The 22,230-nt window shown below is 72.7% G+C and carries 27 protein-coding genes and 1 tRNA gene; 12 read left to right on the top strand and 16 right to left on the bottom strand.

Translation table 11 applies throughout. The features are described from left to right. Nucleotides 1-16 precede the first annotated feature (16 nt). Nucleotides 17-1,114 carry a Zn-dependent alcohol dehydrogenase gene (locus tag ACFYOJ_RS30430; RefSeq protein WP_356556501.1) on the top strand — a complete coding sequence of 366 codons (1,098 nt, stop codon included), beginning with the start codon at nucleotides 17-19 and terminating at the stop codon, nucleotides 1,112-1,114. 210 nt (nucleotides 1,115-1,324) lie between these two features. On the opposite strand, the gene ACFYOJ_RS30435 is transcribed toward ACFYOJ_RS30430, so the two are convergent. Together ACFYOJ_RS30435 and ACFYOJ_RS30440 are read right to left on the bottom strand one after the other, a co-directional pair. Next, the gene (locus ACFYOJ_RS30435; protein ID WP_356556500.1) at nucleotides 1,325-2,032 is read right to left on the bottom strand and encodes a winged helix-turn-helix domain-containing protein; all 708 of its coding nucleotides are present in this window, start codon (nucleotides 2,030-2,032) and stop codon (nucleotides 1,325-1,327) included. 46 nt (nucleotides 2,033-2,078) lie between these two features. Continuing rightward, on the bottom strand, nucleotides 2,079-2,720 hold the full coding sequence (locus ACFYOJ_RS30440; protein ID WP_356556499.1) for a TetR/AcrR family transcriptional regulator: 642 nt from the start codon (nucleotides 2,718-2,720) through the stop codon (nucleotides 2,079-2,081). Nucleotides 2,721-2,823: 103 nt separating this feature from the next. Here ACFYOJ_RS30440 and ACFYOJ_RS30445 point away from each other — a divergent pair, with 103 nt between their 5' ends. The 3 genes from ACFYOJ_RS30445 to ACFYOJ_RS30455 all read left to right on the top strand — a co-directional run bounded on the left by ACFYOJ_RS30445 (nucleotide 2,824) and on the right by ACFYOJ_RS30455 (nucleotide 5,136). After that, complete coding sequence (locus ACFYOJ_RS30445) at nucleotides 2,824-3,975, top strand: acyl-CoA dehydrogenase family protein (RefSeq protein WP_356556498.1); 1,152 nt, start codon at nucleotides 2,824-2,826, stop codon at nucleotides 3,973-3,975. A 139-nt stretch (nucleotides 3,976-4,114) separates the two neighbouring features. After that, entirely contained in the window at nucleotides 4,115-4,405 is a 291-nt protein-coding gene (locus ACFYOJ_RS30450) for a YiaA/YiaB family inner membrane protein (protein WP_356556497.1), read from the top strand. Between the two features lie 83 nt (nucleotides 4,406-4,488). Further along, on the top strand, nucleotides 4,489-5,136 hold the full coding sequence (locus tag ACFYOJ_RS30455) for a TetR/AcrR family transcriptional regulator (RefSeq protein WP_356556561.1): 648 nt from the start codon (nucleotides 4,489-4,491) through the stop codon (nucleotides 5,134-5,136). Nucleotides 5,137-5,140: 4 nt separating this feature from the next. On the opposite strand, the gene ACFYOJ_RS30460 is transcribed toward ACFYOJ_RS30455, so the two are convergent. Next, nucleotides 5,141-5,602, bottom strand: coding sequence for a MaoC family dehydratase (locus ACFYOJ_RS30460; RefSeq protein ID WP_356556496.1), 462 nt, complete (start codon nucleotides 5,600-5,602; stop codon nucleotides 5,141-5,143). 186 nt (nucleotides 5,603-5,788) lie between these two features. Between ACFYOJ_RS30460 and soxR the strand changes: the two genes are divergently transcribed. Next, a complete protein-coding gene (gene soxR / locus ACFYOJ_RS30465) occupies nucleotides 5,789-6,310 on the top strand; it encodes a redox-sensitive transcriptional activator SoxR (RefSeq protein WP_356556495.1) in 522 nt (173 codons plus the stop codon). Between the two features lie 109 nt (nucleotides 6,311-6,419). Here soxR and ACFYOJ_RS30470 read toward each other — a convergent pair whose 3' ends face one another. Together ACFYOJ_RS30470 and ACFYOJ_RS30475 are read right to left on the bottom strand one after the other, a co-directional pair. Next, entirely contained in the window at nucleotides 6,420-7,022 is a 603-nt protein-coding gene (locus ACFYOJ_RS30470) for a hypothetical protein (protein ID WP_356556494.1), read from the bottom strand. Between the two features lie 436 nt (nucleotides 7,023-7,458). Beyond that, nucleotides 7,459-8,712, bottom strand: coding sequence for a DUF1343 domain-containing protein (locus ACFYOJ_RS30475; RefSeq protein ID WP_356556493.1), 1,254 nt, complete (start codon nucleotides 8,710-8,712; stop codon nucleotides 7,459-7,461). 175 nt (nucleotides 8,713-8,887) lie between these two features. Between ACFYOJ_RS30475 and ACFYOJ_RS30480 the strand changes: the two genes are divergently transcribed. Together ACFYOJ_RS30480 and ACFYOJ_RS30485 are read left to right on the top strand one after the other, a co-directional pair. After that, a complete protein-coding gene (locus ACFYOJ_RS30480) occupies nucleotides 8,888-9,658 on the top strand; it encodes an SDR family oxidoreductase (RefSeq protein WP_356556492.1) in 771 nt (256 codons plus the stop codon). A 137-nt stretch (nucleotides 9,659-9,795) separates the two neighbouring features. Beyond that, nucleotides 9,796-10,389, top strand: coding sequence for a TetR/AcrR family transcriptional regulator (locus tag ACFYOJ_RS30485; protein ID WP_356556491.1), 594 nt, complete (start codon nucleotides 9,796-9,798; stop codon nucleotides 10,387-10,389). Between the two features lie 85 nt (nucleotides 10,390-10,474). On the opposite strand, the gene ACFYOJ_RS30490 is transcribed toward ACFYOJ_RS30485, so the two are convergent. From ACFYOJ_RS30490 to ACFYOJ_RS30500, 3 genes are all read right to left on the bottom strand, one after another. Next, on the bottom strand, nucleotides 10,475-11,689 hold the full coding sequence (locus ACFYOJ_RS30490) for an acyl-CoA dehydrogenase (RefSeq protein WP_356556490.1): 1,215 nt from the start codon (nucleotides 11,687-11,689) through the stop codon (nucleotides 10,475-10,477). Between the two features lie 6 nt (nucleotides 11,690-11,695). Next, entirely contained in the window at nucleotides 11,696-12,721 is a 1,026-nt protein-coding gene (locus ACFYOJ_RS30495; RefSeq protein WP_356556489.1) for a phosphotransferase family protein, read from the bottom strand. Nucleotides 12,722-12,877: 156 nt separating this feature from the next. Beyond that, nucleotides 12,878-13,174, bottom strand: a complete 297-nt coding sequence (locus ACFYOJ_RS30500; RefSeq protein ID WP_356556488.1) for a hypothetical protein — start codon at nucleotides 13,172-13,174, stop codon at nucleotides 12,878-12,880. Between the two features lie 73 nt (nucleotides 13,175-13,247). Between ACFYOJ_RS30500 and ACFYOJ_RS30505 the strand changes: the two genes are divergently transcribed. Beyond that, on the top strand, nucleotides 13,248-14,177 hold the full coding sequence (locus ACFYOJ_RS30505; RefSeq protein ID WP_356556487.1) for an NADP-dependent oxidoreductase: 930 nt from the start codon (nucleotides 13,248-13,250) through the stop codon (nucleotides 14,175-14,177). 95 nt (nucleotides 14,178-14,272) lie between these two features. Here ACFYOJ_RS30505 and ACFYOJ_RS30510 read toward each other — a convergent pair whose 3' ends face one another. The 5 genes from ACFYOJ_RS30510 to ACFYOJ_RS30530 all read right to left on the bottom strand — a co-directional run bounded on the left by ACFYOJ_RS30510 (nucleotide 14,273) and on the right by ACFYOJ_RS30530 (nucleotide 17,656). Then, nucleotides 14,273-14,584, bottom strand: a complete 312-nt coding sequence (locus tag ACFYOJ_RS30510) for a DUF202 domain-containing protein (RefSeq protein ID WP_356556486.1) — start codon at nucleotides 14,582-14,584, stop codon at nucleotides 14,273-14,275. 9 nt (nucleotides 14,585-14,593) lie between these two features. After that, complete coding sequence (locus ACFYOJ_RS30515) at nucleotides 14,594-14,986, bottom strand: DUF202 domain-containing protein (RefSeq protein WP_356556485.1); 393 nt, start codon at nucleotides 14,984-14,986, stop codon at nucleotides 14,594-14,596. 40 nt (nucleotides 14,987-15,026) lie between these two features. Continuing rightward, the gene (locus tag ACFYOJ_RS30520) at nucleotides 15,027-15,542 is read right to left on the bottom strand and encodes an NUDIX domain-containing protein (RefSeq protein ID WP_356556484.1); all 516 of its coding nucleotides are present in this window, start codon (nucleotides 15,540-15,542) and stop codon (nucleotides 15,027-15,029) included. 79 nt (nucleotides 15,543-15,621) lie between these two features. Further along, a complete protein-coding gene (locus ACFYOJ_RS30525; RefSeq protein ID WP_356556483.1) occupies nucleotides 15,622-17,019 on the bottom strand; it encodes a gluconate:H+ symporter in 1,398 nt (465 codons plus the stop codon). A gap of 109 nt (nucleotides 17,020-17,128) precedes the next feature. Beyond that, entirely contained in the window at nucleotides 17,129-17,656 is a 528-nt protein-coding gene (locus ACFYOJ_RS30530; RefSeq protein ID WP_356556482.1) for a gluconokinase, read from the bottom strand. A gap of 137 nt (nucleotides 17,657-17,793) precedes the next feature. Between ACFYOJ_RS30530 and ACFYOJ_RS30535 the strand changes: the two genes are divergently transcribed. Continuing rightward, nucleotides 17,794-18,495 carry a FadR/GntR family transcriptional regulator gene (locus tag ACFYOJ_RS30535; RefSeq protein ID WP_356556481.1) on the top strand — a complete coding sequence of 234 codons (702 nt, stop codon included), beginning with the start codon at nucleotides 17,794-17,796 and terminating at the stop codon, nucleotides 18,493-18,495. Between the two features lie 15 nt (nucleotides 18,496-18,510). Here ACFYOJ_RS30535 and ACFYOJ_RS30540 read toward each other — a convergent pair whose 3' ends face one another. Continuing rightward, nucleotides 18,511-18,885 (bottom strand): YchJ family protein, encoded by a 375-nt coding sequence (locus tag ACFYOJ_RS30540; protein ID WP_356556480.1) that lies wholly within the window; start codon nucleotides 18,883-18,885, stop codon nucleotides 18,511-18,513. A 90-nt stretch (nucleotides 18,886-18,975) separates the two neighbouring features. After that, nucleotides 18,976-19,063, bottom strand: a tRNA-Leu gene (locus ACFYOJ_RS30545). A gap of 186 nt (nucleotides 19,064-19,249) precedes the next feature. Between ACFYOJ_RS30545 and ACFYOJ_RS30550 the strand changes: the two genes are divergently transcribed. The 3 genes from ACFYOJ_RS30550 (at nucleotide 19,250) to ACFYOJ_RS30560 (ending at nucleotide 21,905) form a co-directional block, all read left to right on the top strand. After that, nucleotides 19,250-20,575, top strand: a complete 1,326-nt coding sequence (locus ACFYOJ_RS30550) for a M20/M25/M40 family metallo-hydrolase (RefSeq protein ID WP_356556479.1) — start codon at nucleotides 19,250-19,252, stop codon at nucleotides 20,573-20,575. Nucleotides 20,576-20,742: 167 nt separating this feature from the next. Beyond that, nucleotides 20,743-20,976, top strand: a complete 234-nt coding sequence (chpH, locus tag ACFYOJ_RS30555) for a chaplin ChpH (RefSeq protein WP_356556478.1) — start codon at nucleotides 20,743-20,745, stop codon at nucleotides 20,974-20,976. A gap of 182 nt (nucleotides 20,977-21,158) precedes the next feature. After that, a complete protein-coding gene (locus ACFYOJ_RS30560) occupies nucleotides 21,159-21,905 on the top strand; it encodes a chaplin family protein (protein WP_356556477.1) in 747 nt (248 codons plus the stop codon). 97 nt (nucleotides 21,906-22,002) lie between these two features. Here the strand turns inward: ACFYOJ_RS30560 and ACFYOJ_RS30565 are convergent, their stop codons facing one another. Beyond that, on the bottom strand, nucleotides 22,003-22,191 hold the full coding sequence (locus ACFYOJ_RS30565) for a DUF5703 family protein (RefSeq protein WP_027758838.1): 189 nt from the start codon (nucleotides 22,189-22,191) through the stop codon (nucleotides 22,003-22,005). Nucleotides 22,192-22,230: the final 39 nt, after the last annotated feature.

A 22,230-nucleotide genomic window follows, 5' to 3' on the forward strand; every position in this document is an offset into this window, starting at 1 on the left:
GGGAGTTGCCCACGCCATGGCTGTCCGTGATGCCGTCCGCGCCGCTGTCGTACCCGCCACAGGCGCCCCGCTGGAGATCACCGGGATCGAGCTGCCCGAGCCCGGCCCCGGCCAGGTCCGGGTGAGGCTCGCCGCCGCCGGGGTCTGCCACTCCGACCTGTCCCTGTCCGACGGCACCATGCGGGTGCCGCTGCCCGCCGTCCTCGGCCACGAGGGCGCCGGCACGGTCGTCGCCGTCGGCGGGGGCGTCACCCACGTCGCGCCCGGTGACGGCGTCGTCCTCAACTGGGCCCCGTCCTGCGGCGCCTGCCACCCCTGCTCGCTCGGCGAGGTCTGGCTGTGCGCGAACGCCCTGTCCGGCGCCGCGAATCTCCACGCCCGCCGCGCCGACGACGGCACCGGCCTGCACCCCGGCCTGAACGTCGCCGCGTTCGCCGAGGAGACGGTCGTGTCCGCGTCCTGCGTCCTGCCCTGCCCGGACGGCATCCCGCTCACCGACGCCGCCCTGCTCGGCTGTGCCGTCCTCACCGGGTACGGCGCCGTCCACCACGCGGCGAAGGTCCGCGAGGGCGAGACGGTCGCCGTGTTCGGCGCCGGGGGAGTGGGCCTCGCCACCCTCCAGGCGGCCCGCATCGCGGGCGCCTCGAAGATCGTCGCCGTCGACGTCTCCCCCGAGAAGGAGAAGCTGGCCCGCGCCGCCGGCGCCACCGACTACCTGATCGCCTCCGACACCACCGCCCGCGAGATCCGCGCCCTCACCGGCAAGCAGGGCGTGGACGTCGCCGTCGAGTGCGTCGGCCGGGCCGTCACCATCCGCACCGCCTGGGAATCCACCCGGCGCGGCGGACGCACCACCGTCGTCGGCATCGGCGGCAAGGACCAGCAGGTCACCTTCAACGCCCTGGAGATCTTCCACTGGGGCCGCACTCTGTCCGGCTGCGTCTACGGCAACGCCGACCCCGCCCGCGACCTCCCGGTCCTGGCCGGACACGTCCGCGCCGGCCGCCTGGACCTCGGCGCCCTGGTGACCGAGCGGATCGCCCTGGACGGCATCCCGGCCGCCTTCGAGAACATGCTCGCCGGCAAGGGCGGCCGGGCCCTGGTGGTCTTCTGACACCGGCTCGCGTCCCCACGGCGCGGTTCCGGGCCCGTCCGCCCCGGAACCGCGCCGCGCGCTCCCCGTTCCCGCACCCGCCCCCGCCGGACCGCCGCCCCCGCCGAGCCGCCGGGCGCACCACGCCGAGCCCGGCGGGAGCGGGAACGGGAGCGGGAACGGAAGCAGGAGCGCCGGCCCCCTCGTGCGCCGGCGCGGAACGGCCGCGGCTCAGCGCAGCGCCACCGGATCGATGCCCAGCAGCCCGGACAGCGCTTCCTCGCCCGCCGGCGTCACCTTCACCGCCCGCTCCGAGCCGATGCGCACGCACCAGCCCGCCTCCAGGGCGTGCCGGCACAGCGCCGCGCCCGCGACGCCCGCGAGGTGGGGGCGGCGCTCGGTCCAGTCCAGGCAGGCCCGGGCCAGCGGGCGGCGGCCACCGGGCCGCAGGGCGATCCCGGCGGCGGCGAACCAGTCGAGCCCCGCGTCCGTGAGGGCGAAGCCGGTGTCCTGGCGCAGCAGCCCGCGCCCGGTCAGCGCGTCGGTGACGGTGATGCCGAGCCGCCCGGCGAGATGGTCGTAGCAGGTGCGCCCGCGGGCCATCGCCGACCCGGCGCTCGCCGCCCGCAGCGTGCGCGGACGCCGTGCCCCGGGCGCCACCTGCGCGGCCAGGTCCTCCACCAGGTGCGCGACCCGCTCGTCGGCGAGCCGCACGTACCGGTGCCGCCCCTGCCGTTCCTCGGCGAGCAGCCCGCCCGCGACGAGCTTGCCCAGGTGCTCGCTCAGCGTGGAGGCGGCGACGCCCGCGTGCCGGGCCAGCTCGCCGGCGGTCCACGCCCGCCCGTCGAGCAGCGCGAGCAGGCAGGCCGCCCTGGTCTCGTCGGCGATCAGCCCGGCCAGCCGCGCGAGCCCGGGCGCCCCACCGTCCCTGTCGGTCATGGGACCAGCCTGCGGCACGGACGTTTCGGCGGGCGCCGAAGTGTCCTCACGGCCGCCGCGCCACCTGCTCGTACTGCAGGGCCAGTCCGTCCAGCAGCGCCCTCAGCCCGGTCTCGAAGGCCCGCTCGTCGATCTTCTCCTGCTGCTCGGCCAGCAGGTGCGCCTTGCCGAGGTGGGGGTAGTCGGCGGGGTCGTAGGCGCCGGCGTCGTCGGGGAAGCCCCGGGCGAAGGAGCCGAGCGCGGAGCCCATGACGAAGTACCGCATCAGCGCGCCGATGGAGGTGGCCTGCGCCGGCGGCCAGCCCGCGTCGACCATCGCGCCGTAGACGGCGTCCGCGAGGCGCAGCGCGGCCGGTCGGCGGCCGGGCCCGTGGGCCAGCACCGGCACGATGTTGGGGTGGTCGCGCAGCGCCGCCCGGTAGGAGACGGCCCAGTCGTGCAGCGCGGTCCGCCAGTCCCGGCCGTCCTCGAACATCGACAGGTCGACCTGCGCGCTCACCGAGTCGGCGACCGCCTCCAGGATCTCGTCCTTGGTGCGGAAGTGGTTGTAGAGCGAGGGCCCGCTGACCCCCAGCTCCGCCGCGAGCCGGCGCGTGGAGACGGCCGCGAGACCCTCCGCGTCCACCAGCGCGCGGGCCGTCTCGACGATGCGGTCGGTGCTGAGCAGGGGCTTGCGCGGTCGGGCCATGGCGCACATAGTAGGGCTGCGACCATAAACTAGCAGTGCTAATTTAAATGTCCGGCTTTCAAGAGACGTCTGCCCGGATCCGTCTTCTGTGGGGTGACCCGTCATGAACCTGGAACTCAGCGAGGAGCAGACCGCCGTACGGCAGCTCGCCCGGGACTTCGTGGAGCGCGAGATCGCCCCCCACGTCGTCGCCTGGGACCGCGCCGAGGAGGTGGACCGCGTCCTCGTCGGGAAGCTCGGCGAGGTCGGCTTCCTCGGGCTCACGATCGACGAGGAGTACGGCGGCTCGGGCGGCGACCACCTCGCGTACTGCCTGGTGACGGAGGAACTGGGCCGCGGCGACAGCTCCGTGCGCGGCATCGTCTCCGTCTCCCTCGGCCTGGTCGCCAAGACCATCGCCGCCTGGGGGAACGAGGAGCAGAAGCGCCGCTGGCTGCCCGGGCTGACCTCCGGCGAGTACGTCGGCTGCTTCGGCCTGACCGAGCCCGGCACCGGGTCGGACGCCGGGAACCTCACCACCCGCGCGGTGCGCGACGGCGACGACTACGTGATCAACGGCACCAAGATGTTCATCACCAACGGCACCTGGGCCGACGTCGTCCTGCTCTTCGCCCGCTCCACCGGCGCCCCCGGTCACAAGGGCGTCTCCGCCTTCCTGGTGCCCACCGACACCCCCGGGCTGACCCGCCGCACCGTCCACGGCAAGCTCGGTCTGCGCGGCCAGGCCACCGCCGAACTGGTCCTTCAGGACGTCCGCGTCCCCGCCTCCGCGATGCTGGCCCCCGAGGGCAAGGGCTTCTCGGTCGCCATGTCGGCGCTGGCCAAGGGCCGGATGTCGGTCGCGGCCGGCTGTGTCGGCATCGCCCAGGCCGCCCTGGACGCGGCCGTGAAGTACGCGGGGGAGCGCGAGCAGTTCGGGAGGACCATCGCCCACCACCAGCTGGTGCAGGAGCTGATCAGCGACATCGCCCTCGACGTGGACGCGGCCCGGCTGCTGACCTGGCGCGTCGCCGACCTGATCGACCGCGGGCAGCCCTTCGCCGTCGAGTCCTCCAAGGCCAAGCTGTTCGCCTCGGAGGCCGCCGTGCGTGCCGCCAACAACGCCCTCCAGGTCTTCGGCGGCTACGGCTACATCGACGAGTACCCGGCCGGCAAGCTGCTGCGCGACGCCCGCGTGATGACCCTCTACGAGGGCACCAGCCAGATCCAGAAGCTGGTCATCGGACGCGCGCTGACGGGCGTCTCGGCCTTCTGAACCCCCGGGCCGAGCGCCCGCACCGGAGATCCGGGCCGAGCGCCCCGGTCGAGTGCCCGTACTGAGTACCCGTACTGAGTGCCCGTACTGAGTACGTCGGCGGATGTGGTCCGGGCCGCATCCGCCGACGCTGGTCCCCATGAGTGACACACCGGTCAAGCAGCAGAGCACCGCCGCCTTCTACGGGCAGGCCGTCGCGTCGTTCACCGTCGCCATGGTCGCCACCGCCATCGGCATCTACAAGCTCCAGGCCGACGCGTGGGTGCGCGCCTTCCTCGCCATCGCCGTCCTGTACCTCGTCACCTCCGCCTTCACGCTGGCCAAGATCATCCGGGACCGGCAGGAGGCCGGGCAGCTCGTCAGCCGCGTCGACCAGGCCCGGCTGGAGAAGCTCCTCGCCGAGCACGACCCCTTCGACAAGCTGGGATGACGTGACTCCCGGGCGCCCCTAAGCGCTCGCTCAGCTTCGGCGGTATGGTGGAAGCTCCTGTCACCGAGAGGGGCGAACACGCGATGAGTACGGCGGCCGAGACGGCGGGCGGCGACACCGAGCCGTGGGGAGAGGTCACGCCTGACGCGGCCCGGCGACTGCTGGTCGCCGCCGTGGAGGCCTTCGCCGAGCGCGGGTACCACGCGACCACCACCCGCGACATCGCCGGCCGGGCCGGAATGAGCCCGGCCGCGCTCTACATCCACTACAAGACCAAGGAAGAGCTGCTCCACCGCATCAGCCGGATCGGCCACGACCGGGCGCTCTCCATCCTGCGCGCGGCGGCCGAGGGCGAGGGCAGCGCCGCGGAACGGCTCGCCGACGCCGTCAGCTCCTTCGTGCGCTGGCACGCTGGCCGGCGCACCACCGCGCGGGTCGTGCAGTACGAACTGGACGCGCTCGGGCCGGACGCCCGCGCCGAGATCGTCGCGCTGCGCCGCCAGGTGGACGCCGAGGTGCGCGGCATCATCGAGGACGGCGTGGCCTCGGGCGAGTTCGAGGTGGCGGACGTGCAGGGCACGACGCTCGCCGTGCTCTCCCTCTGCATCGACGTGGCCCGCTGGTTCAACGTGAACGGCCCCCGCACGCCCGACGAGGTCGGCGCGCTCTACGCCGACCTCGTGCTGCGGATGGTGCGGGCCGAGGACCCCGGCGCCGCTCAGGGGCGGTGACGGCTCACAGGTAGTAGCGCGAGACGGACTCGGCGACGCACACCGGCTTGTCACCGCCCTCGCGCTCCACGGTGAAGGCGACCGTCACCTGGATCCCTCCCGCGACGTCCTCCACCCCGGTGATCGTCGCCGTGGCGCGCAGCCGCGAGCCGACCGGGACGGGGGAGGGGAAACGGACCTTGTTGGTGCCGTAGTTGACGCCCATCCGCACGCCCTCGACCCGGATCAGCTGCGGCCCGAAGAGCGGGAGCAGCGACAGGGTCAGGTAGCCGTGCGCGATGGTGGTGCCGAACGGGCCCGCGGCGGCCTTCTCGGGGTCCACGTGGATCCACTGGTGGTCGCCGGTCGCCTCCGCGAACAGGTCGATCCGCTTCTGGTCGACCTCCAGCCAGTCGGTGTACCCCAGCTGCTCGCCCACCGCCGCCTTCACGTCGTCGGCGGATGCGAAGATCCTCGGCTCTGCCATGTCCGGCCTCCCGCGTCGAAATTGCTAAGCAACTGCTTAGCATGGTGGGCGCCGGAGTCCGTGTCAACGGACCGGGCGGGCGGCGGGGCCGAGGGGGAACGCGATCAGCGGGGCGCGGGACCGGCGGGGCGCGGGACCGACGGGGGCACGGGACCGGCGGGGAACGGAGTCGGTAGGGTCCGGGGAGTGCCTCAGATTCCCGAGAAGATCCATGAGCTCACCGTCGGCCAGCTCGCCGCACGCAGCGGCGCCGCCGTCTCCGCCCTGCACTTCTACGAGTCCAAGGGCCTGATCACCAGCCGCCGCACCTCGGGCAACCAACGCCGCTTCAGCCGCGACACCCTGCGCCGGGTCGCCTTCGTACGGGCCGCGCAGCGCGTCGGCATCCCGCTCGCCACCATCCGCGAGGCGCTCGCCGAGCTGCCGGAGGAGCGCACGCCCACCGAGGAGGACTGGGCCAGGCTCTCCGAGGCCTGGCGCTCCGAACTGGACGAGCGGATCAAGCAGCTGAACCGGCTGCGCGACCACCTCACCGACTGCATCGGCTGCGGCTGCCTGTCCCTGGAGACCTGCGTCCTGTCCAACCCCGACGACGTCTTCGGCGAGAGCGGCACGGGCTCCCGCCTGCTGGTGGAACGGGGGACCCGGGCGACGCCGCCGTCCGGCGGATGCGCGGCGCCCGCCTCCGGCACCGTGCACGGCGGCTGAGGGCTCCGGCGCCCACGCCCGGCGAGGGCGCCGCCGGGAGGCTCCGCCGGCCCGCGGCCCGGCACGGGCCCTCGGGGGCGCGGCAGCACGCGGCGCGCCCCCGGGACCGCTACGCCGGCGTCAGCAGCCGCTCACGCCGGGCCTCCGCCAGGGCTTCGGGAGTCAGCACCGGGCGCGGGACGAGGATCCCGCAGTCCGAGCAGACCGGGCCCGCCGACGGCTCGTGGTCCAGGCCGTACCTCCAGACCAGCCGGCTCCCGTCGCACACCGGGCACACCGTCCCCGGTTCGCGCTCCAGCGCCGAGATCAGCCGGCGCAGCACCTCCGCGAGCGGCCCGTCCGGATGGACCCGGGGGTCGTCGCACCAGGCGACCCCGAAACCGCCCCAGGTCATCCGGTGCCAGTCGTCCACGCTGCCCGGCCTGCGCAGCCCGTCGTGCTTCTCCTTCCTGCGCCGCTCGGCGAACTCCGCCTCGTAGGCCAGCCACACCGCGCGCGCCTCCTCCAGCTCCTCCAGGGCGGACACGAGCCGCGCCGGGTCGGGGGAGCGGTCCTCGAGCCCGAATCCGGCCCGCGAGCACAGATGGTCCCAGGTCGCCCTGTGCCCGTAAGGGGCGAACCGCTCAAGGCACTTGCGCAGCGAATAGCGCCGCAGCGCCAGATCGCACCGTGGATCGCGGACCTGTCTCGCCAGACTCCGGAAACCGGCCATCGCCCTTGCACCTCCGTCACACCTGCATCCGCACTTCGGTCACTTCGGCGTCGTCCTGCCGAGTCGTCGTACCGACGTCGCCGAATAGACGTATCGACACACGATTCGGCTCCATCCGATCTCCGACGCCTCCCGGAAGCCGGCCGCACCGGAACAGCACGGCATCGCTCCCGCTCCGCGCCCGCCCCGGAAAGTGACGCGACCTCACCTTCCGGCGCGGGGACGCCGGCGGTGCCGTCCGGCCCGCCCTGTCACGGCGCCTTCGCGCGACGTCCTCGTCGGACTGTGAACTCCCCGCGGCTTCACCGGGTTCCTGGAGAACGCAACCGTATGCGTCCTCGACGCCGTTCCTCCGTCACCGCCGTGCCCGGAGCACGCCGCCGGGACGGAGGGGGCATTACGGGGGTGGCCGCCGAAGTGACCGTCCTCGGATGCGTCAGCGGTAGAGGAGGTACTCGCGGCGCGTCCTGCGGAACGCCGCCAGTTCGCTCTCCCAGCCCTCCACCACCTCGTCGGTGTCCGCGCCCGCGTCGATCATCGTGCGGACCCGCGTGGAGCCGGTGAGCTTGTCGATCCAGTGGTCCGGCCGCCAGGCGAAGCCGCTCCAGCTGCGCCGGGCGGTCACCAGCAGCGCGATCCCGGTGCGCACCGGGTCGAAGGCGGCCCGGTCGTGCACGTGGACCTGCACACCCCCGACCGTCCGCCCCTGGAACTTGGAGAAGACGGGCGCGAAGTACGCCTCCCTGAACCGCACGCCGGGCAGGCCGAGTCCGTTGGCGGCGGCGGCCCAGCGCCCGTCGATCCCCTCCGCGCCGAGCAGTTCGAACGGGCGGGTCGTGCCGCGACCCTCCGACAGGTTGGTGCCCTCGAACAGGCAGGTGCCCGAGTAGACCAGAGCGGTCTCGGGCGTCGGCATGTTCGGGCTCGGCGGCACCCAGGGCAGCCCGGAGGCGTCGTAGAACTCCGACCGCTTCCAGCCCGTCATGCGGACCGTCTCCAGCGGCACCGGCGAGGCCAGGAACTCGCCGTTGAACAGCAGCGCCAGTTCGGCGACCGTCATGCCGTGCGCCTGCGCGATCGGCTGCCGCCCGACGAACGTGGCGAACTCCTTGTGCAGGACCGGTCCGAGCGCCGCCCGCCCGGTCACCGGGTTCGGCCGGTCCAGCACCACCAGCCGCTTGCCCGCGAGCCGTGCCGCCTCCATGCAGTCGTACAGCGTCCAGATGTAGGTGTAGAAGCGCGCGCCGACGTCCTGGATGTCGAAGACGACGGTGTCCACGCCCGACGCCGTGAAGACGTCCGCGAGCGGCTGCCCGCTCTTCAGGTACGTGTCGTAGACCGGCAGGCCGGTCGCCGGGTCGTCGTGGCGGCCCTCGGAGCCGCCGGCCTGCGCCGTGCCCCGGAAGCCGTGCTCGGGGCCGAAGACCGCCGTCAGGTTCACCCGGTCGTCGGCGTGCATGACGTCGACGATGTGGCGCGCGTCCCGGGTGATGCCGGTGGGGTTGGTGACGACGCCGATCCGTTCGCCCTCGAGCAGGGCGTAGCCGTCGTCGGCCAGCCGTTCGAAACCGGTACGGAGGCGGCGGCCGCCGCCCGCGGGGGCCGCCTGGGCGGTGCCGGCGGTGGTGACCGTGGTGGTGGCCGCGACCGCGGCCGTGGTGGTGAGCAGGGACCGTCTGGACAGTGGCATGCGGTGACCTCCGTGAGCGCGGCGGGTGTCATGTGCACGCACGCTAACCCGCGCCCCGGTCCGCGCGGAACGAGGCGGACCGCGGTCCGCCCCTTCCGCCGCACATACCGACTGGTTAGTCTGGCGCAGCAGCGGAGCCCCGCACGGGGTGCCCCGGCCGTGCCGAAGGAGACCGATGGTGGAAGCCGTGCAGGATGCCTCAGTCGTCGTCACCGGAGCGGGAGGCGGCATCGGCGCCGCGCTGGCCCGCCGCTTCGCCGCGGAGGGCGCCCGGGTGGTCGTCAACGACCTGGACGCCGGCCGCGCGCAGGCCGTCGCCGACGAGATCGGCGGCATCGCCCTCCCCGGGGACGCCTCCGCCGTCGTCGCCGACGCGCGCGACGCGCTGGGCGGGACCGTCGACATCTACTGCGCCAACGCGGGGGTCGCCTCCGGCGGTTCGGAGGCGGCCGACGAGACCGTCTGGGCGCTCGCCTGGGACGTCAACGTCATGGCCCACGTCCGTGCGGCCCACGAGCTGATCCCCGACTGGCTGGAGCGCGGCGGCGGCCGCTTCGTCTCCACCGTCTCGGCGGCCGGACTGCTCACCATGATCGGCGCCGCCCCCTACAGCGTCACCAAGCACGGCGCCTACGCCTTCGCCGAGTGGCTGTCCCTCACCTACCGCCACCGCGGCGTCAAGGTGCACGCCATCTGCCCCCAGGGCGTGCGCACCGACATGCTCACCGCCGCCGGCAGCGCGGGCGAGCTGGTGCTCGCGCCGACCGCGATAGCGCCCGAGGACGTCGCCGACGCCCTCTTCAAGGGCATCGAGGAGGACCGCTTCCTGATCCTCCCGCACCCCGAGGTCGCCGAGTACTACCGGGCGCGGGCCGCCGAGCCCGACCGCTGGCTGCGCGGCATGAACCGCCTCCAGCGGCAGTGGGAGGAGACGACGGCCCGGTGACCGGATCGCCCGCCCGCGCCGGGCGGGGGTCCTGACCGGCCGGCCGCGGACGGCGGATGGCAAGATCCTCCGTCGGGAACCGCGTTCCCGCACGCACCACGACGGACAGTGAGAAAACGGAAAGGCAGGTGACGGCAGTGCCCAGGACCACGGACGGGGACGGCACTCCGGTGCCGCAGCGGCTCCTGGCCGCCGCCACCCGGCTCTTCGCGGAGCAGGGCTACGACCGCACCTCGGTGCAGGAGATCGTGGAGGCGGCCGGCGTCACCAAGGGAGCGCTCTACCACTACTTCGGCTCCAAGGACGACCTCCTGCACGAGGTGTACGCCCGCGTGCTCCGCCTCCAGCAGGAACGCCTGGACGCCTTCGCGGGCTCCGGCGAGCCGGTCGAGAAGCGGGTGCGCGACGCGGCGGCCGACGTGGTCGTCACCACCATCGACAACCTCGACGACGCGTCGATCTTCTTCCGGTCCATGCACCATCTGAGCCCGGAGAAGAACAAGCAGGTGCGCGCCGAACGCCGGCGCTACCACGAACGCTTCCGCGCGCTCATCGAGGAGGGTCAGCGGACCGGTGTCTTCACCGAGGAGGTCCCGGCCGACCTCGTCGTGGACTACCACTTCGGCTCCGTGCACCACCTGTCGACGTGGTACCGCCCCGACGGCCCCCTCACCCCGCAGGAAGTGGCCGACCACCTGGCCGACCTGCTCCTGCGGGCACTGCGCCCGTGAAACGGCGCCCCCTCTTCCGGGGGCGCCGTTCCGTTCACCGGTACGCCTCGGTCACCGGTGCTTCTTACTCACAGGTGCTTCTCGCTCACAGGTACTTCTTGATCTCCCGGCGCGCCAGCGAGCGCTGGTGCACCTCGTCCGGGCCATCGGCGAGCATCAGCGTGCGGGCACCGGCGTACAGCTCGGCCAGCGGGAAGTCCTGGCTCACGCCGCCCGCGCCGTGCAGCTGGATCGCCCGGTCGAGGATGCCGACCACCGCGCGCGGAGTGGCGATCTTGATCGCCTGGATCTCGGTGTGGGCACCCCGGTTGCCGACGGTGTCCATCAGCCAGGCCGTCTTCAGCACCAGCAGCCGCAGCTGCTCGACGGTGACCCGCGCGTCCGCGATCCAGTTCTGCACGACGCCCTGCCGGGCCAGCGTCTTGCCGAAGGCCTCGCGGGAGACCGCGCGGCGGCACATCAGCTCGATCGCCCGCTCCGCCATGCCGATCAGCCGCATGCAGTGGTGGATGCGGCCCGGACCCAGGCGGGCCTGGGCGATGGCGAAGCCGCCGCCCTCCTCGCCGATCAGGTTCGTCACCGGCACGCGCGCGTGGTCGAAGGTCACCTCGGCGTGGCCGCCGTGGTAGTGGTCCTCGTAGCCGAAGACCTGCATCGCCCGGTTCACGGTCACCCCGGGGGTGTCGCGCGGGACCAGCACCATGGACTGCTGGCGGCGGATGTCCGCGCCGTCCGGGTCCGTCTTGCCCATCACGATGAAGATCCTGCAGTCCGGGTTCATCGCCCCGGAGATGTACCACTTGCGACCCGTGATGACGTACTCGTCGCCGTCCCGCTCGATGCGCGTGGTGATGTTCGTGGCGTCCGAGGAGGCCACGTCCGGCTCGGTCATCGCGAACGCCGAGCGGATCTCCCCGGCGAGCAGCGGCTCCAGCCACTGCTTCTTCTGCGCCTCGTCGCCGAACTGGGCCAGCACCTCCATGTTCCCGGTGTCGGGCGCCGCGCAGTTCGTCGCGGTGGGCGCCAGCTGCGGGCTGCGGCCGGTGATCTCGGCGAGCGGCGCGTACTGGAGGTTGGTGAGGCCGGCGCCGTGCTCGGCGTCGGGCAGGAAGAGGTTCCACAGGCCCTGGCGGCGGGCCTCGGCCTTGAGGTCCTCGACGACCTGCGGCGTGTCCCAGGGGGAGGCCAGCCGGGCGCGCTGCTCGTGGGCGACCTGCTCGGCCGGGTACACGTACTCGTCCATGAAGGCGAGCAGCCTGGCGCGGAGTTCCTCGGTGCGTGCGTCGAACGCGAAGTCCATGGCGGGTCAGCCCTTCTGGAGGGTGGTCAGGCCGTGCTCGATGAAGACGGGGACGAGATCGCCGATGCGGTCGAAGCCGCGGCCGACCGTCTGCCCCAGCGTGTAGCGGTAGTGGATGCCCTCCAGGATCACGGCGAGCTTGAACCAGGCGAACGCCGTGTACCAGGCGACGGCGGACACGTCGCGCCCCGAACGCGCGGCGTACCGTTCGATCAGCTCGGCGGGGGCGGGGTGTCCGGGGGCCCGGGCCGTGGTGGAGACGGGGGAGTCGGGCATGTCGAGCGGGCTGCTGTACATCACCAGCAGGCCGAGGTCGGTGAGCGGGTCGCCGAGCGTGGACATCTCCCAGTCGAGGACCGCCCGGATCTCGTCGTCCTCCCCGCCGATCAGGACGTTGTCGAGGCGGTAGTCGCCGTGCACGACCGTGGGGGAGGGGGAGCGGGGCAGCTCCCGGCCGAGCGTGGCGTGCAGCTCGTCGATGCCGGCCAGGTCACGGCTGCGGGAGGCGTCCAGCTGCTTGGCCCAGCGGCGCAGCTGCCGCTCCAGGAAGCCCTCGGGCCGGCCGAAGTCCGCGAGGCCCACCCCGGCGGGGTCCACCGCGTGCAGTTCGACCAGCGTGTCGACCAGGTTCAGCACGGCCGCCCGGGTGCGCTCGGGGCCGAGCGGCGCGAGCTGCGCGTCGGTGCGGTACGGGGTGCCCTCGACGAACTCCATGACGTAGAAGGGCGCGCCCAGCACCTCGTCGTCCTCGCACAGCAGGACGGGACGCGGCACCGGGACGTCCGTCGGGTGCAGCGCGCTGATGACGCGGTGCTCGCGCCTCATGTCGTGCGCGGTGGCCAGGACGTGACCCAGCGGGGGCCGTCGTACGACCCAGTGTGCGGTGCCGTCCGAGACCGCGTACGTGAGATTCGACCGTCCGCCCTCGATCAGACGGCCGGTGAGCGGGCCGGTCACCAGTCCGGGCCGTTCCCGGTCGAGCAGGCCGCGCAGCCGGTCGAGATCGAGTCCGGGCGGGTGGTCGGGGCTCATCGGCGCTCCTCGGGCAGGTGAACAGTACCCGAGTCATGATGCCGACCGGTCGGTATGGAGTCCAGTGGGCGTGCGGAACGTGACCGGGGCCACGACGTCCAACAGCTCCCCGGCGCGGCGGCGCGGGGAGCCGCGGGGCGGCCGGTGCCCGGTCGGTCAGTGGTCGTCCCAGTGGCCGTCGTGCGCGGCGTGCCGGTGGCCGTCGTGCAGGTAGTCGACGTGGTCGCCGTGGGTCACGCGCGCGTGCCCGCAGTTCTCGCCGTGCCGGTGGGTGTGGCTCTCGTGCGCGGTGTGCCCCGAGGGCTCGCACTCGTCCCAGTGGCCGCCGTGCTCGCGGTGCAGGTGCCCGTCGTGCGCGTAGTCGACGTGGTCGCCGTGCGGCACCCGGTCGTGTCCGCAGTCCGGACCGTGGACGTGCTCGTGGACGGTGTGTTCCCGGTGGAGGGTGGTCATGGCACTCACCTCGACGGTGCATACAGGGACATTCGGCTTGCGTGGTGCGCGAGTACCCCGGAGGGTCGAAGCCATGAAGGCGATCAGCTACGCACGGTACGGCGGCCCCGAGGTACTGGAGTACGGGGAGGTCCGCGATCCGCGGGTGGGCCCCGACTCCGTGCTGGTGAAGGTGCGGGCGGCCGCCGTCAACCCCGTGGACTGGAAGTGCCGCGAGGGGCATCTCGACACGCTCATCGAGCCCGTGTTCCCGGTGGTCCCGGGATGGGACGTCTCCGGGGTCGTCGTGCGGCCCGGCGTGGCCGTCACGGAGTTCGCGGCCGGGGACGAGGTGATCGGCTACGTCCGTGAGGACTTCCTCTCCCGGGGGACCTTCGCCGAGTACGTCGCCGCGCCCGTACGCACCCTCGCGCGCAAACCCCGCAACCTGACCCACGAGGAGGCCGCCGGACTGCCGCTGACCGGGCTGACCGCCTACCAGGTCCTGACGAAGACCCTGGGGGTGAAGCGGGGCGAGACCGTCCTCGTGCACGCCGCCGCCGGCGGGGTCGGCTCGATCGCCGTCCAGCTGGGCCGGTACCTCGGGGCACGGGTCATCGGCACGGCGAGCGAGCGCAACCACGACTACGTCCGCGAGCTCGGCGGGGAGCCGGTGTCGTACGGGGAAGGGCTGGCCGAGCGGGTGCGGGGGCTGGCGCCCGAGGGGGTGGACGCGGCGTTCGACACCGTGGGCGGCGAGACGCTGAGGATCTCGGCGGACCTGCTGGGCGGCGGGGGCCGGCTGGCGTCGATCGCCGACCCGGACGTCGTCGACCACGGCGGACGGTACTGCTTCGTACGCCCCGACGCCGAGGACCTGCTGCGCCTGACCGAACTGGCGGAGCAGGGCGTGGTGTCCGTGCACGTGTCGGAGACGTACCCGCTGGAACGGGCGGCGGACGCGCACCGGCGCAACGAGGAGGGGCGGACGCGGGGGAAGATCGTGGTGACGGTGGACCGGTAGGCGGAGAGGCCGCCCGGCGAGGCCTGGAGGGCTCGGGACCGACAGGTCCACGGCCCACGCCCACGGGGCCCCCACGGGCTCACGCCCCTGCGGGCTCACAGGACGAGGAGCGCACCGCACACCGCGAGCCCCGCCGTGCACACGGCGGCCGCGACGGCCCGCCCGGGGGTGATGACGGGGGGCCTGGCCGCCGAGGCGAGGACACCGATCCGGCGGTGGGCCAGGACCAGGAGGACCAGCCACAGGAGGCAGCAGAACGCCGCGGCGACGACCGCGGACGCCGTCGCCCCGCCGTGCAGCGCCGCCTTCACGGCGAGGACGGCGACGACGGTGCCCGACAGGGTCGTACGGCGCCAGGCGAGACGGGTGCGCTCGGGCTGGAGCCCGGGATCACGCTCCGGGGACACGGCCCGGGCTCACCCCTCCCACCCGACGAGCACCACGACGACCATGGCGACGGCGACCACCGCGACGACGAGACCGAGCAGGGCCGGGAAACGGGAGACGGGGAGGTCCTCGCCCCGGCGCATCGCCCGCTCGCAGCGCACCCAGTGGTTCACGGCACGCAGGGAGCACAGCACGCCGGAGACGAGCAGGGCGAGGGCGAGCCCCACCCGCCAGCCCCAGCGCAGACCGGGCAGGAACTGGTCCACCGCGAAGCCGCCGCCGATCAGGGCGAGCGCGGTCCGCAGCCAGGCCAGAAAGGTGCGCTCGTTCGCCAGCGAGAACCGGTAGTCGGGCGTCGAACCCTCCCGCCGCACCTCCTGGGGCGCGAACCAGAACCGCAGACTCCGTACGAAAGCGCTCACGCGGGGACCCTATCGGGCGATGCCGGGCGCGGGACCCGCGTCACCCGTCCGCACCCCGCCGGGCCCGCAGCCGCGTGTACGCCGCCAGCCCGTCCGGCACCCACTCCCACTCACCGAGCCGCCGCTCCACCTCCGCCTCCTCGAGGAACGCCCACCACGCCACCTCCTCCGCCTGAGGGGCGACCTGTGCGGGGCAGCGCACGTCGTACACCGCCGACCACCACGTCCGCCCGGCCCCGTCGTCGTAGAGGAACTTGAAGAGGAACTCCGGCCGCGCCAGGCCGCCGACCCCCAGTTCCTCCTCCGCCTCCCGCAGCGCCGCGTCGTCGTAGGACTCGCCCGCCCCCACGACCCCGCCGACGAACATGTCGTACAGGGACGGGAAGATCAGCTTCGCCGGTGTGCGGCGGTGGACGAAGAGACGGCCCCGCGCGTCCCGGGCCCGCACGAACACGCAGCGGTGGCGCAGGCCCCGGGCGTAGACGTCGGCCCTGCGGGCCTGTCCGGTCACGTGGTCGTCCTCGTCGACGACGTCGAGGATCTCGTCAGCGCTCATAGGCCCATCCAAGCAGCGCAGGGCGGCGCGGCACCGGGCCGGAACCCGGTGCCGCGCCGCCCTGCGCACGGACGACCGGCTAGATGACCAGGGAGACCAGCAGGACCAGAGCGCCCGCGACCACCGAGATGATCGTCTCCATGATGGACCAGGTCTTGACGGTCTGGCCGACGTTGAGACCGAAGTACTCCTTCACCAGCCAGAAGCCGGCGTCGTTCACATGGCTGAAGAAGAGCGAACCGGCGCCGATCGCGAGGACCAGCAGGGCCGCGTGGGTCGTCGACATGTCGGCCGCGAGCGGCGCGACCAGACCGGCCGCCGAGACGGTCGCCACGGTCGCCGAACCGGTCGCCAGCCGGATCGCCACCGCGATCAGCCAGGCCAGCAGCAGCGCCGGGATCGACCAGTCCTCGGAGATCTCCAGGATCATCTGGCCCACGCCGGAGTCGATCAGCGTCTGCTTGAAACCGCCGCCCGCGCCGACGATCAGCAGGATGCCCGCGATGGGCGCGAGCCCCTTCTCCACCAGGCCCGAGACCCGGTCCTTGGCGAAGCCGGCGGGCCGCAGCAGCGTGAAGATGCCGAGGAGCACGGCGGCCAGCAGGGCGATCAGCGGCGAGCCGACCACGTCGAAGACGCGCTGGACCAGCTGGTCGGGGTCGTCGACGATGATGTCGACGAGCGCCTTGGCCAGCATCAGCACGACCGGCAGCATGATCGTGGCGAGGGTGGCGCCGAAGCTCGGACGCTTCTCCAGCGACTCGGAGGCACGCTGCGGGATCATGCGGTCGGGGGCGGGGACGTCCACCCAGCGGGCCGCGTACTTCGAGAACACCGGGCCGGCGATGATCACCGTCGGGATCGCGATCAGGACACCGAGCGCCAGGGTCACACCGAGGTTGGCGCCGATCGCGTCGATCGCGACCAGCGGGCCGGGGTGCGGCGGCACCAGACCGTGCATCACGGACAGACCGGCCAGCGCCGGGATGCCGATGCGCATCAGGGAGTAGTTGCCGCGCTTGGCCACCATCAGGACGACCGGGATCAGCAGGACGATGCCGACCTCGAAGAACAGCGGCAGTCCGACGACGGAGGCGATCAGCACCATCGCCCAGGGCATCGACCGGACGCTCGCCTTGGCGAGGATGGTGTCCACGACCTGGTCGGCGCCGCCGGAGTCGGCGAGCATCTTGCCGAGGATCGCGCCGAGCGCGATCAGGACGCCGACGCCCGCGACCGTCGAGCCGAGTCCGGCGGTGAAGCTGGAGATGACCTTGTCCAGCGGCGCCCCGGCGAACGCGCCGAGTGCCAGCGTCCCGATGGTCAGGGACAGGAAGGCGTGCAGCTTGAACTTGGTGATGAGCAGGACGATGACGGCGATGCCCAACAGCACGGCGATGCCCAGCTGGGCATGACCGGCGGAGGTGATGGGCTCGGCGGTGTCCGCTGCCAGCATCTCGACGCTGAGTCTGGTCACGGTGATTCCCTTGCGGTGATGCGGATGAGGGGGGAGCCGGTGGCGCGCGCCGTCGGTGGCGCGCGACCCCGGCAGAGGTCAGGGGGTCGGCCCGCGGGCGGACCGCCGGCTACCGGGCCGGCTCGGTGAGGTCCCGCAGGGCGTGCACCGCCCGTTCGGTGATCTCCTCGGGGCTGCCGGCGACGTCCACCGCGACCCCCGCCTCGTCCGGCTCCAGCGGCTGGAGCGTGGCGAACTGGGAGTCGAGCAGGGCCGTCGGCATGAAGTGCCCCTCACGGTGCGACATCCGGTCCGCGATCAGCTCGCGGCTGCCCGTGAGGTGGACGAAGACGACCCCGGGAGCGGCTGCCCGCAGCCGGTCGCGGTACGACCGCTTCAGCGCCGAACTGCTCACCACCCCTCCGAGCCCGGCCCGCCCGTGGGCCCAGTCGCCGATGGCGTCCAGCCAGGGCCAGCGGTCCTCGTCGGTGAGAGGGGTCCCGGCCGTCATCTTGGCGATGTTGGCCGGCGGGTGGAAGTCGTCGCCCTCGGCGTAGGGAACGCCGAGCCGGGCCGCGAGCAGGGGGCCGATGGTGGTCTTCCCGGTCCCCGCTACGCCCATGACCACGACGACGTGGGGGGTGTGCAGTCGCTGCATCGCACTCTCGCTGTCTGCTGTCTTCGTCGACATCTGATGTCGACGCAACTGAAACCTATTAGGTACGACTAATTCAAGAGTCTGTGACATATAAGTCTGACTTTTTCTTCCCGTGACCCGGCCCGTACGCTGAGTGCATGAGCACACCGGACCGGGGGCTGCACGGCCGCGTACTGGAAACCCTCGGCCCCGCGATCACCGCCGGCGAGTACCCGCCGGGCAGCGTCCTGCGCACGGACGAGCTCGCGCAGCGTTTCGAGGTGTCACGCTCCGTGATGCGTGAGGCCGTCCGCGTACTGGAGTCCATGCACCTGGTCGAGTCGCGCCGCCGCGTCGGCGTGACCGTCCTGCCCGAGTGCGAGTGGAACGTCTACGACCCGCAGGTCATCCGCTGGCGCCTGGCCGGCACCGACCGCGCGCGCCAGCTGCGCTCGCTCACCGTGCTGCGGTCGGCGGTCGAACCGGTCGCGGCGGGACTGGCGGCCCGGAACGCCACCGCGGAGCAGTGCGCGGAACTCACCGAGTGCGCGCTCGGCATGGTGGCCAACTCACGCGGCCACCAGCTGGAGGGCTACCTCTTCCACGACATCGCCTTCCACCGCGTCATCCTGACCGCGTCCGGCAACGAGATGTTCGCCCGGCTCGGAGGCGTCGTCGCCGAGGTCCTGGCCGGACGCACGCACCACGACGTGATGTTCGAGGACCCCGACCCGGCCGCCGTCACCCTGCACGTCCGGGTCGCGGAGGCGGTCCGCGCGCGCGACGCCGAGCTCGCCGAGCGGCTGACCCGGGAGATCACGGTGGGAGCGCTCCAGGAGCTGGACATCCTGGCGCCCTAGCCCAGGGGCTCCCCGTCAGCTCAGGAACTCCCCGTCGACGTACACCCAGGCCCCGTCGACCCGCTCGAAGCGGCTCCGCTCGTGCAGGGAGCCGCCGCGGTAGGAGGCGCGGAAGGTGACCGTGCCGGTGGTGTGGAAGGCGGAGCCGTCGGCGGTCTCCAGGATCTCCAGCCCCGTCCACCGCGTCCCCGGGTCCAGGTCGAGACGCGCCGGCCGCGTCCTCGGATGCCACGTCCGCAGCAGGTACCCCGCGTCGCCCTTCACGAAGGCGCTGTACCGCGAACGCATCAGCGCCTCGGCGCTCGGCGCGGACGCCGCCCCCGCGTGGAACCGGCCGCAGCACTTCTCGTACGTCTGGGGCAGCCCGCAGGGGCAGGAACGCGTGGTCATGGCGGCCATTGTGCCCGCCCGCGGCCGGGACCCGGAAACATGGGCGGAGCCCGGAAAAGAAGAAGACCCCTGCTCGGCAGGGGTCTCATCTGGTGTCCGAGGGGGGACTTGAACCCCCACGCCCGATAAAGGGCACTAGCACCTCAAGCTAGCGCGTCTGCCATTCCGCCACCCGGACAAGGTGTCTGCCGCTCGGGGTGTTCCCCGTGGCGACGACGTAAACATTACCAGGCTTTCGGGGGTGCCCGGTCACACCCCGTCCCGGCGTGAACGGGGTGTGACCGGGCCGGGACCGGTCTTGGGCCCGGACGTCCGGAGGGGGAGGATGAGGGGGACCACCAGCAGTGACAGCGGGAGGAAGCACGTGAGCGAGTCGGGCACGGCCAGGAGCGTCACCGGCGAGGACGAGGTCGTCGACCTCTGCCGCGAGCTGATCCGGATCGACACCAGCAACTACGGCGACCACTCGGGCCCCGGCGAGCGCAAGGCGGCCGAGTACGTCGCCGAGAAGCTCGCCGAGGTGGGCCTCGAGCCGCAGATCTTCGAGTCCCACCCGGGACGCGCCTCCACGGTGGCCCGGATCGAGGGCGAGGACCCGTCCCGGCCCGCGCTGCTCATCCACGGCCACACCGACGTCGTCCCGGCCAACGCGGACGACTGGACCCACCACCCCTTCTCCGGCGAGGTCGCCGACGGGTGCGTGTGGGGGCGCGGCGCGGTCGACATGAAGGACATGGACGCGATGACCCTCGCGGTCGTCCGCGACCGCATGCGCAGCGGGCGCAAACCGCCCCGGGACATCGTCCTGGCGTTCCTCGCCGACGAGGAGGCCGGCGGCACGTACGGCGCCCGGTACCTGGTCGACAACCACCCGCACCTCTTCGAGGGCGTCACCGAGGCGATCAGCGAGGTGGGCGGCTTCTCCTTCACCGTCAGCGAGCAGCGCCGGCTGTATCTGATCCAGACGGCCGAGAAGGGCATGCACTGGATGAAGCTGACCGTGGCCGGCACCGCCGGGCACGGGTCGATGATCCACCGAGACAACGCCATCACCGAGCTGTCGGAGGCCGTCGCGCGCCTGGGCCGGCACAAGTTCCCCGTCCGCGTCACGAAGACCACCCGGGCCTTCCTCGACGAACTGGGCGACGCCCTCGGCACCGAGCTGGACCCCGAGGACATGGAGGGGACCCTGGCCAGGCTCGGCGGCATCGCCAAGCTCATCGGCGCGACCCTGAGCAACACCGCCAACCCCACGCAGCTCGGCGCCGGTTACAAGGTCAACGTCATCCCGGGCGAGGCGACCGCCCACGTCGACGGGCGCTTCCTGCCCGGACACGAGGAGGAGTTCCTGGCCGACCTCGACCGGATCCTGGGACCGCGGGTGCGGCGCGAGGACGTGCACTCCGACAAGGCCGTCGAGACCACCTTCGACGGAGCCCTCGTGGACGCGATGCAGTCCGCGCTGGTGGCGGAGGACCCGGCCGCGAAGGCGATCCCGTACATGCTCTCCGGCGGCACGGACGCCAAGTCCTTCGACGACCTCGGCATCCGGGGCTTCGGCTTCGCGCCCCTCAAGCTGCCGCCGGAGCTGGACTTCGCCGGCATGTTCCACGGCGTCGACGAGCGTGTGCCGGTGGACGGCCTGCGGTTCGGCGTGCGGGTGCTCGACCGGTTCATCGACGCGTCCTGAATCGTCCCGCTGAAACGAGACTTCACCCTTCACCGGGAATCGCCCGCACGTGCGGGAGGCTCCCGGGAAGGGTGAATGCGCTCATAAGCTCGTAGCCTCATTACTCCCTCCTCGTTACAGGTAATGCGATCGGCAACCTCGGATCGCCTTTTCAACCAGGAGGAACAATGCTCAAGAAGATCGTCGCCACCGTGGCGGCCACCGGTGGTCTGGTTCTCGCGGGCGCGGGCATGGCCGCCGCCGACTCCGGTGCGCAGGGTGTCGCCGCGCACTCCCCGGGTGTGCTTTCCGGCAACGTCGTCCAGGCCCCCGTGCACGTCCCGGTGAACGTCTGCGGCAACACGATCTCCGTGATCGGCCTGCTGAACCCCGCCTTCGGCAACGTCTGCATCAACGACTGACGTCGCTCCTCGCCCTTCGAGGGACCGGGTCCGTCGGCCCCGGAGCGCGCGCCATGCGCTCCGGGGCCGACGGATTTCGGGGGCTGAGAAGAACCAGGGTGCGCCGAGGTCGGGAACGACGGAATTTCCCGGCACCACGGGATCACGGGACTACGGGACTAGGGCAAGGCAGGGATTTCGACATGCGACAGGTCACCCGCAAGGGCCTGATGACGATGGCGGCCGCCACCGGCGTGATCGCCGCGGCGGGCGGTGCCGCCCACGCCGACTCGGGGGCGCACGGTTCCAGTGCGCACTCGCCCGGCGTGCTGTCCGGCAACACGGTGCAGGTGCCGGTGCACGTGCCGGTGAACGTCTGCGGCAACACGGTCGACGTCGTCGGCGTCCTCAACCCCGCGATGGGCAACGCGTGCGCCAACGGGAGCGGCGACGCGTCCGGCGGGTACGGCGGCTCCGGGGAGCACGGCGACTCCGGGGAGCACGGCGGCTCGCACGCCGACGGGCACGCCACCGACTCGCCCGGCGTCGGCTCCGGCAACCACGTCCAGGTGCCGGTGGACGTCCCGGTGAACGTCTGCGGCAACACGATCGATGTCGTCGGCGTCCTCAACCCGGCCACGGGCAACGACTGCGCCAACGGGGGCGGCGGAAACCCCACCACCCCGCCGGGAGAGCCGGGCGAGCCCGGAAATCCCGGTGAACCGGGCAACCCCGGTGAACCCGGCACCCCGACCACCCCGGACGACGAGACGCCCGGCGGCTCCTCGCACGTCAACCGGCCGGGCACCCAGACCGTCACCCAGCCCCGGCCCGACGTGCAGCTCGCCGAGACCGGCAGCGACCTGCCGCTGGGCCTCGCGCTGCCGGTGGGCGCGGGTGCGCTGCTCGCCGGCGCGGTGCTCTACCGCAAGGCGCGCGCCTCGGTCTGAGGCGGCGCACAGGCACACGGGCGCGCGGAGCGGGCCCCGCACCGGCGGGACCCGCTCCGTACCCGTTCTGTCCCACGGCGCCGGGCCCCGGCGCCGCTCACCAGGTGGCGCGTACCTGGCGGATGATCCGCCGCCGCAACCGCACCCTGCGGCTGCCGTCGCGCAGCAGGCTCAGGCGGTACAACTCCCAGTGTCCGTACTCGGCATGGTCGGTCAGCAGGCGTGTCGTCTCCTTGCGGGAAACCCCGCGTGGCACGTACACGTCGACAAATTCGTATTCCGGCATCGCATCTATTGTGCGGGTCGGGGCCCGGTACGGATAGCG

The organism is Streptomyces sp. NPDC006384 (assembly GCF_042870695.1).
In the GTDB taxonomy this organism is placed as follows: Bacteria; Actinomycetota; Actinomycetes; order Streptomycetales; family Streptomycetaceae; genus Streptomyces.

Excerpts from the sequence above, each read along its gene's own strand:
- ACFYOJ_RS30500 (WP_356556488.1), bottom strand. The coding sequence starts at position 13,174 with ATGACCACCCTCCACCGGGAACACACCGTCCACGAGCACGTCCACGGT.
- ACFYOJ_RS30565 (WP_027758838.1), bottom strand. The coding sequence starts at position 22,191 with ATGCCGGAATACGAATTTGTCGACGTGTACGTGCCACGCGGGGTTTCC.
- chpH (WP_356556478.1), top strand. The coding sequence starts at position 20,743 with ATGCTCAAGAAGATCGTCGCCACCGTGGCGGCCACCGGTGGTCTGGTT.
- ACFYOJ_RS30430 (WP_356556501.1), top strand. The coding sequence starts at position 17 with ATGGCTGTCCGTGATGCCGTCCGCGCCGCTGTCGTACCCGCCACAGGC.
- ACFYOJ_RS30495 (WP_356556489.1), bottom strand. The coding sequence starts at position 12,721 with ATGAGCCCCGACCACCCGCCCGGACTCGATCTCGACCGGCTGCGCGGC.
- ACFYOJ_RS30480 (WP_356556492.1), top strand. The coding sequence starts at position 8,888 with ATGGTGGAAGCCGTGCAGGATGCCTCAGTCGTCGTCACCGGAGCGGGA.
- ACFYOJ_RS30530 (WP_356556482.1), bottom strand. The coding sequence starts at position 17,656 with ATGCAGCGACTGCACACCCCCCACGTCGTCGTGGTCATGGGCGTAGCG.
- ACFYOJ_RS30535 (WP_356556481.1), top strand. The coding sequence starts at position 17,794 with ATGAGCACACCGGACCGGGGGCTGCACGGCCGCGTACTGGAAACCCTC.
- ACFYOJ_RS30540 (WP_356556480.1), bottom strand. The coding sequence starts at position 18,885 with ATGACCACGCGTTCCTGCCCCTGCGGGCTGCCCCAGACGTACGAGAAG.
- ACFYOJ_RS30520 (WP_356556484.1), bottom strand. The coding sequence starts at position 15,542 with ATGAGCGCTGACGAGATCCTCGACGTCGTCGACGAGGACGACCACGTG.
- ACFYOJ_RS30560 (WP_356556477.1), top strand. The coding sequence starts at position 21,159 with ATGCGACAGGTCACCCGCAAGGGCCTGATGACGATGGCGGCCGCCACC.
- ACFYOJ_RS30455 (WP_356556561.1), top strand. The coding sequence starts at position 4,489 with ATGAGTACGGCGGCCGAGACGGCGGGCGGCGACACCGAGCCGTGGGGA.
- ACFYOJ_RS30460 (WP_356556496.1), bottom strand. The coding sequence starts at position 5,602 with ATGGCAGAGCCGAGGATCTTCGCATCCGCCGACGACGTGAAGGCGGCG.
- ACFYOJ_RS30450 (WP_356556497.1), top strand. The coding sequence starts at position 4,115 with ATGAGTGACACACCGGTCAAGCAGCAGAGCACCGCCGCCTTCTACGGG.
- ACFYOJ_RS30475 (WP_356556493.1), bottom strand. The coding sequence starts at position 8,712 with ATGCCACTGTCCAGACGGTCCCTGCTCACCACCACGGCCGCGGTCGCG.
- ACFYOJ_RS30435 (WP_356556500.1), bottom strand. The coding sequence starts at position 2,032 with ATGACCGACAGGGACGGTGGGGCGCCCGGGCTCGCGCGGCTGGCCGGG.
- ACFYOJ_RS30505 (WP_356556487.1), top strand. The coding sequence starts at position 13,248 with ATGAAGGCGATCAGCTACGCACGGTACGGCGGCCCCGAGGTACTGGAG.
- ACFYOJ_RS30445 (WP_356556498.1), top strand. The coding sequence starts at position 2,824 with ATGAACCTGGAACTCAGCGAGGAGCAGACCGCCGTACGGCAGCTCGCC.
- ACFYOJ_RS30470 (WP_356556494.1), bottom strand. The coding sequence starts at position 7,022 with ATGGCCGGTTTCCGGAGTCTGGCGAGACAGGTCCGCGATCCACGGTGC.
- ACFYOJ_RS30490 (WP_356556490.1), bottom strand. The coding sequence starts at position 11,689 with ATGGACTTCGCGTTCGACGCACGCACCGAGGAACTCCGCGCCAGGCTG.
- ACFYOJ_RS30440 (WP_356556499.1), bottom strand. The coding sequence starts at position 2,720 with ATGGCCCGACCGCGCAAGCCCCTGCTCAGCACCGACCGCATCGTCGAG.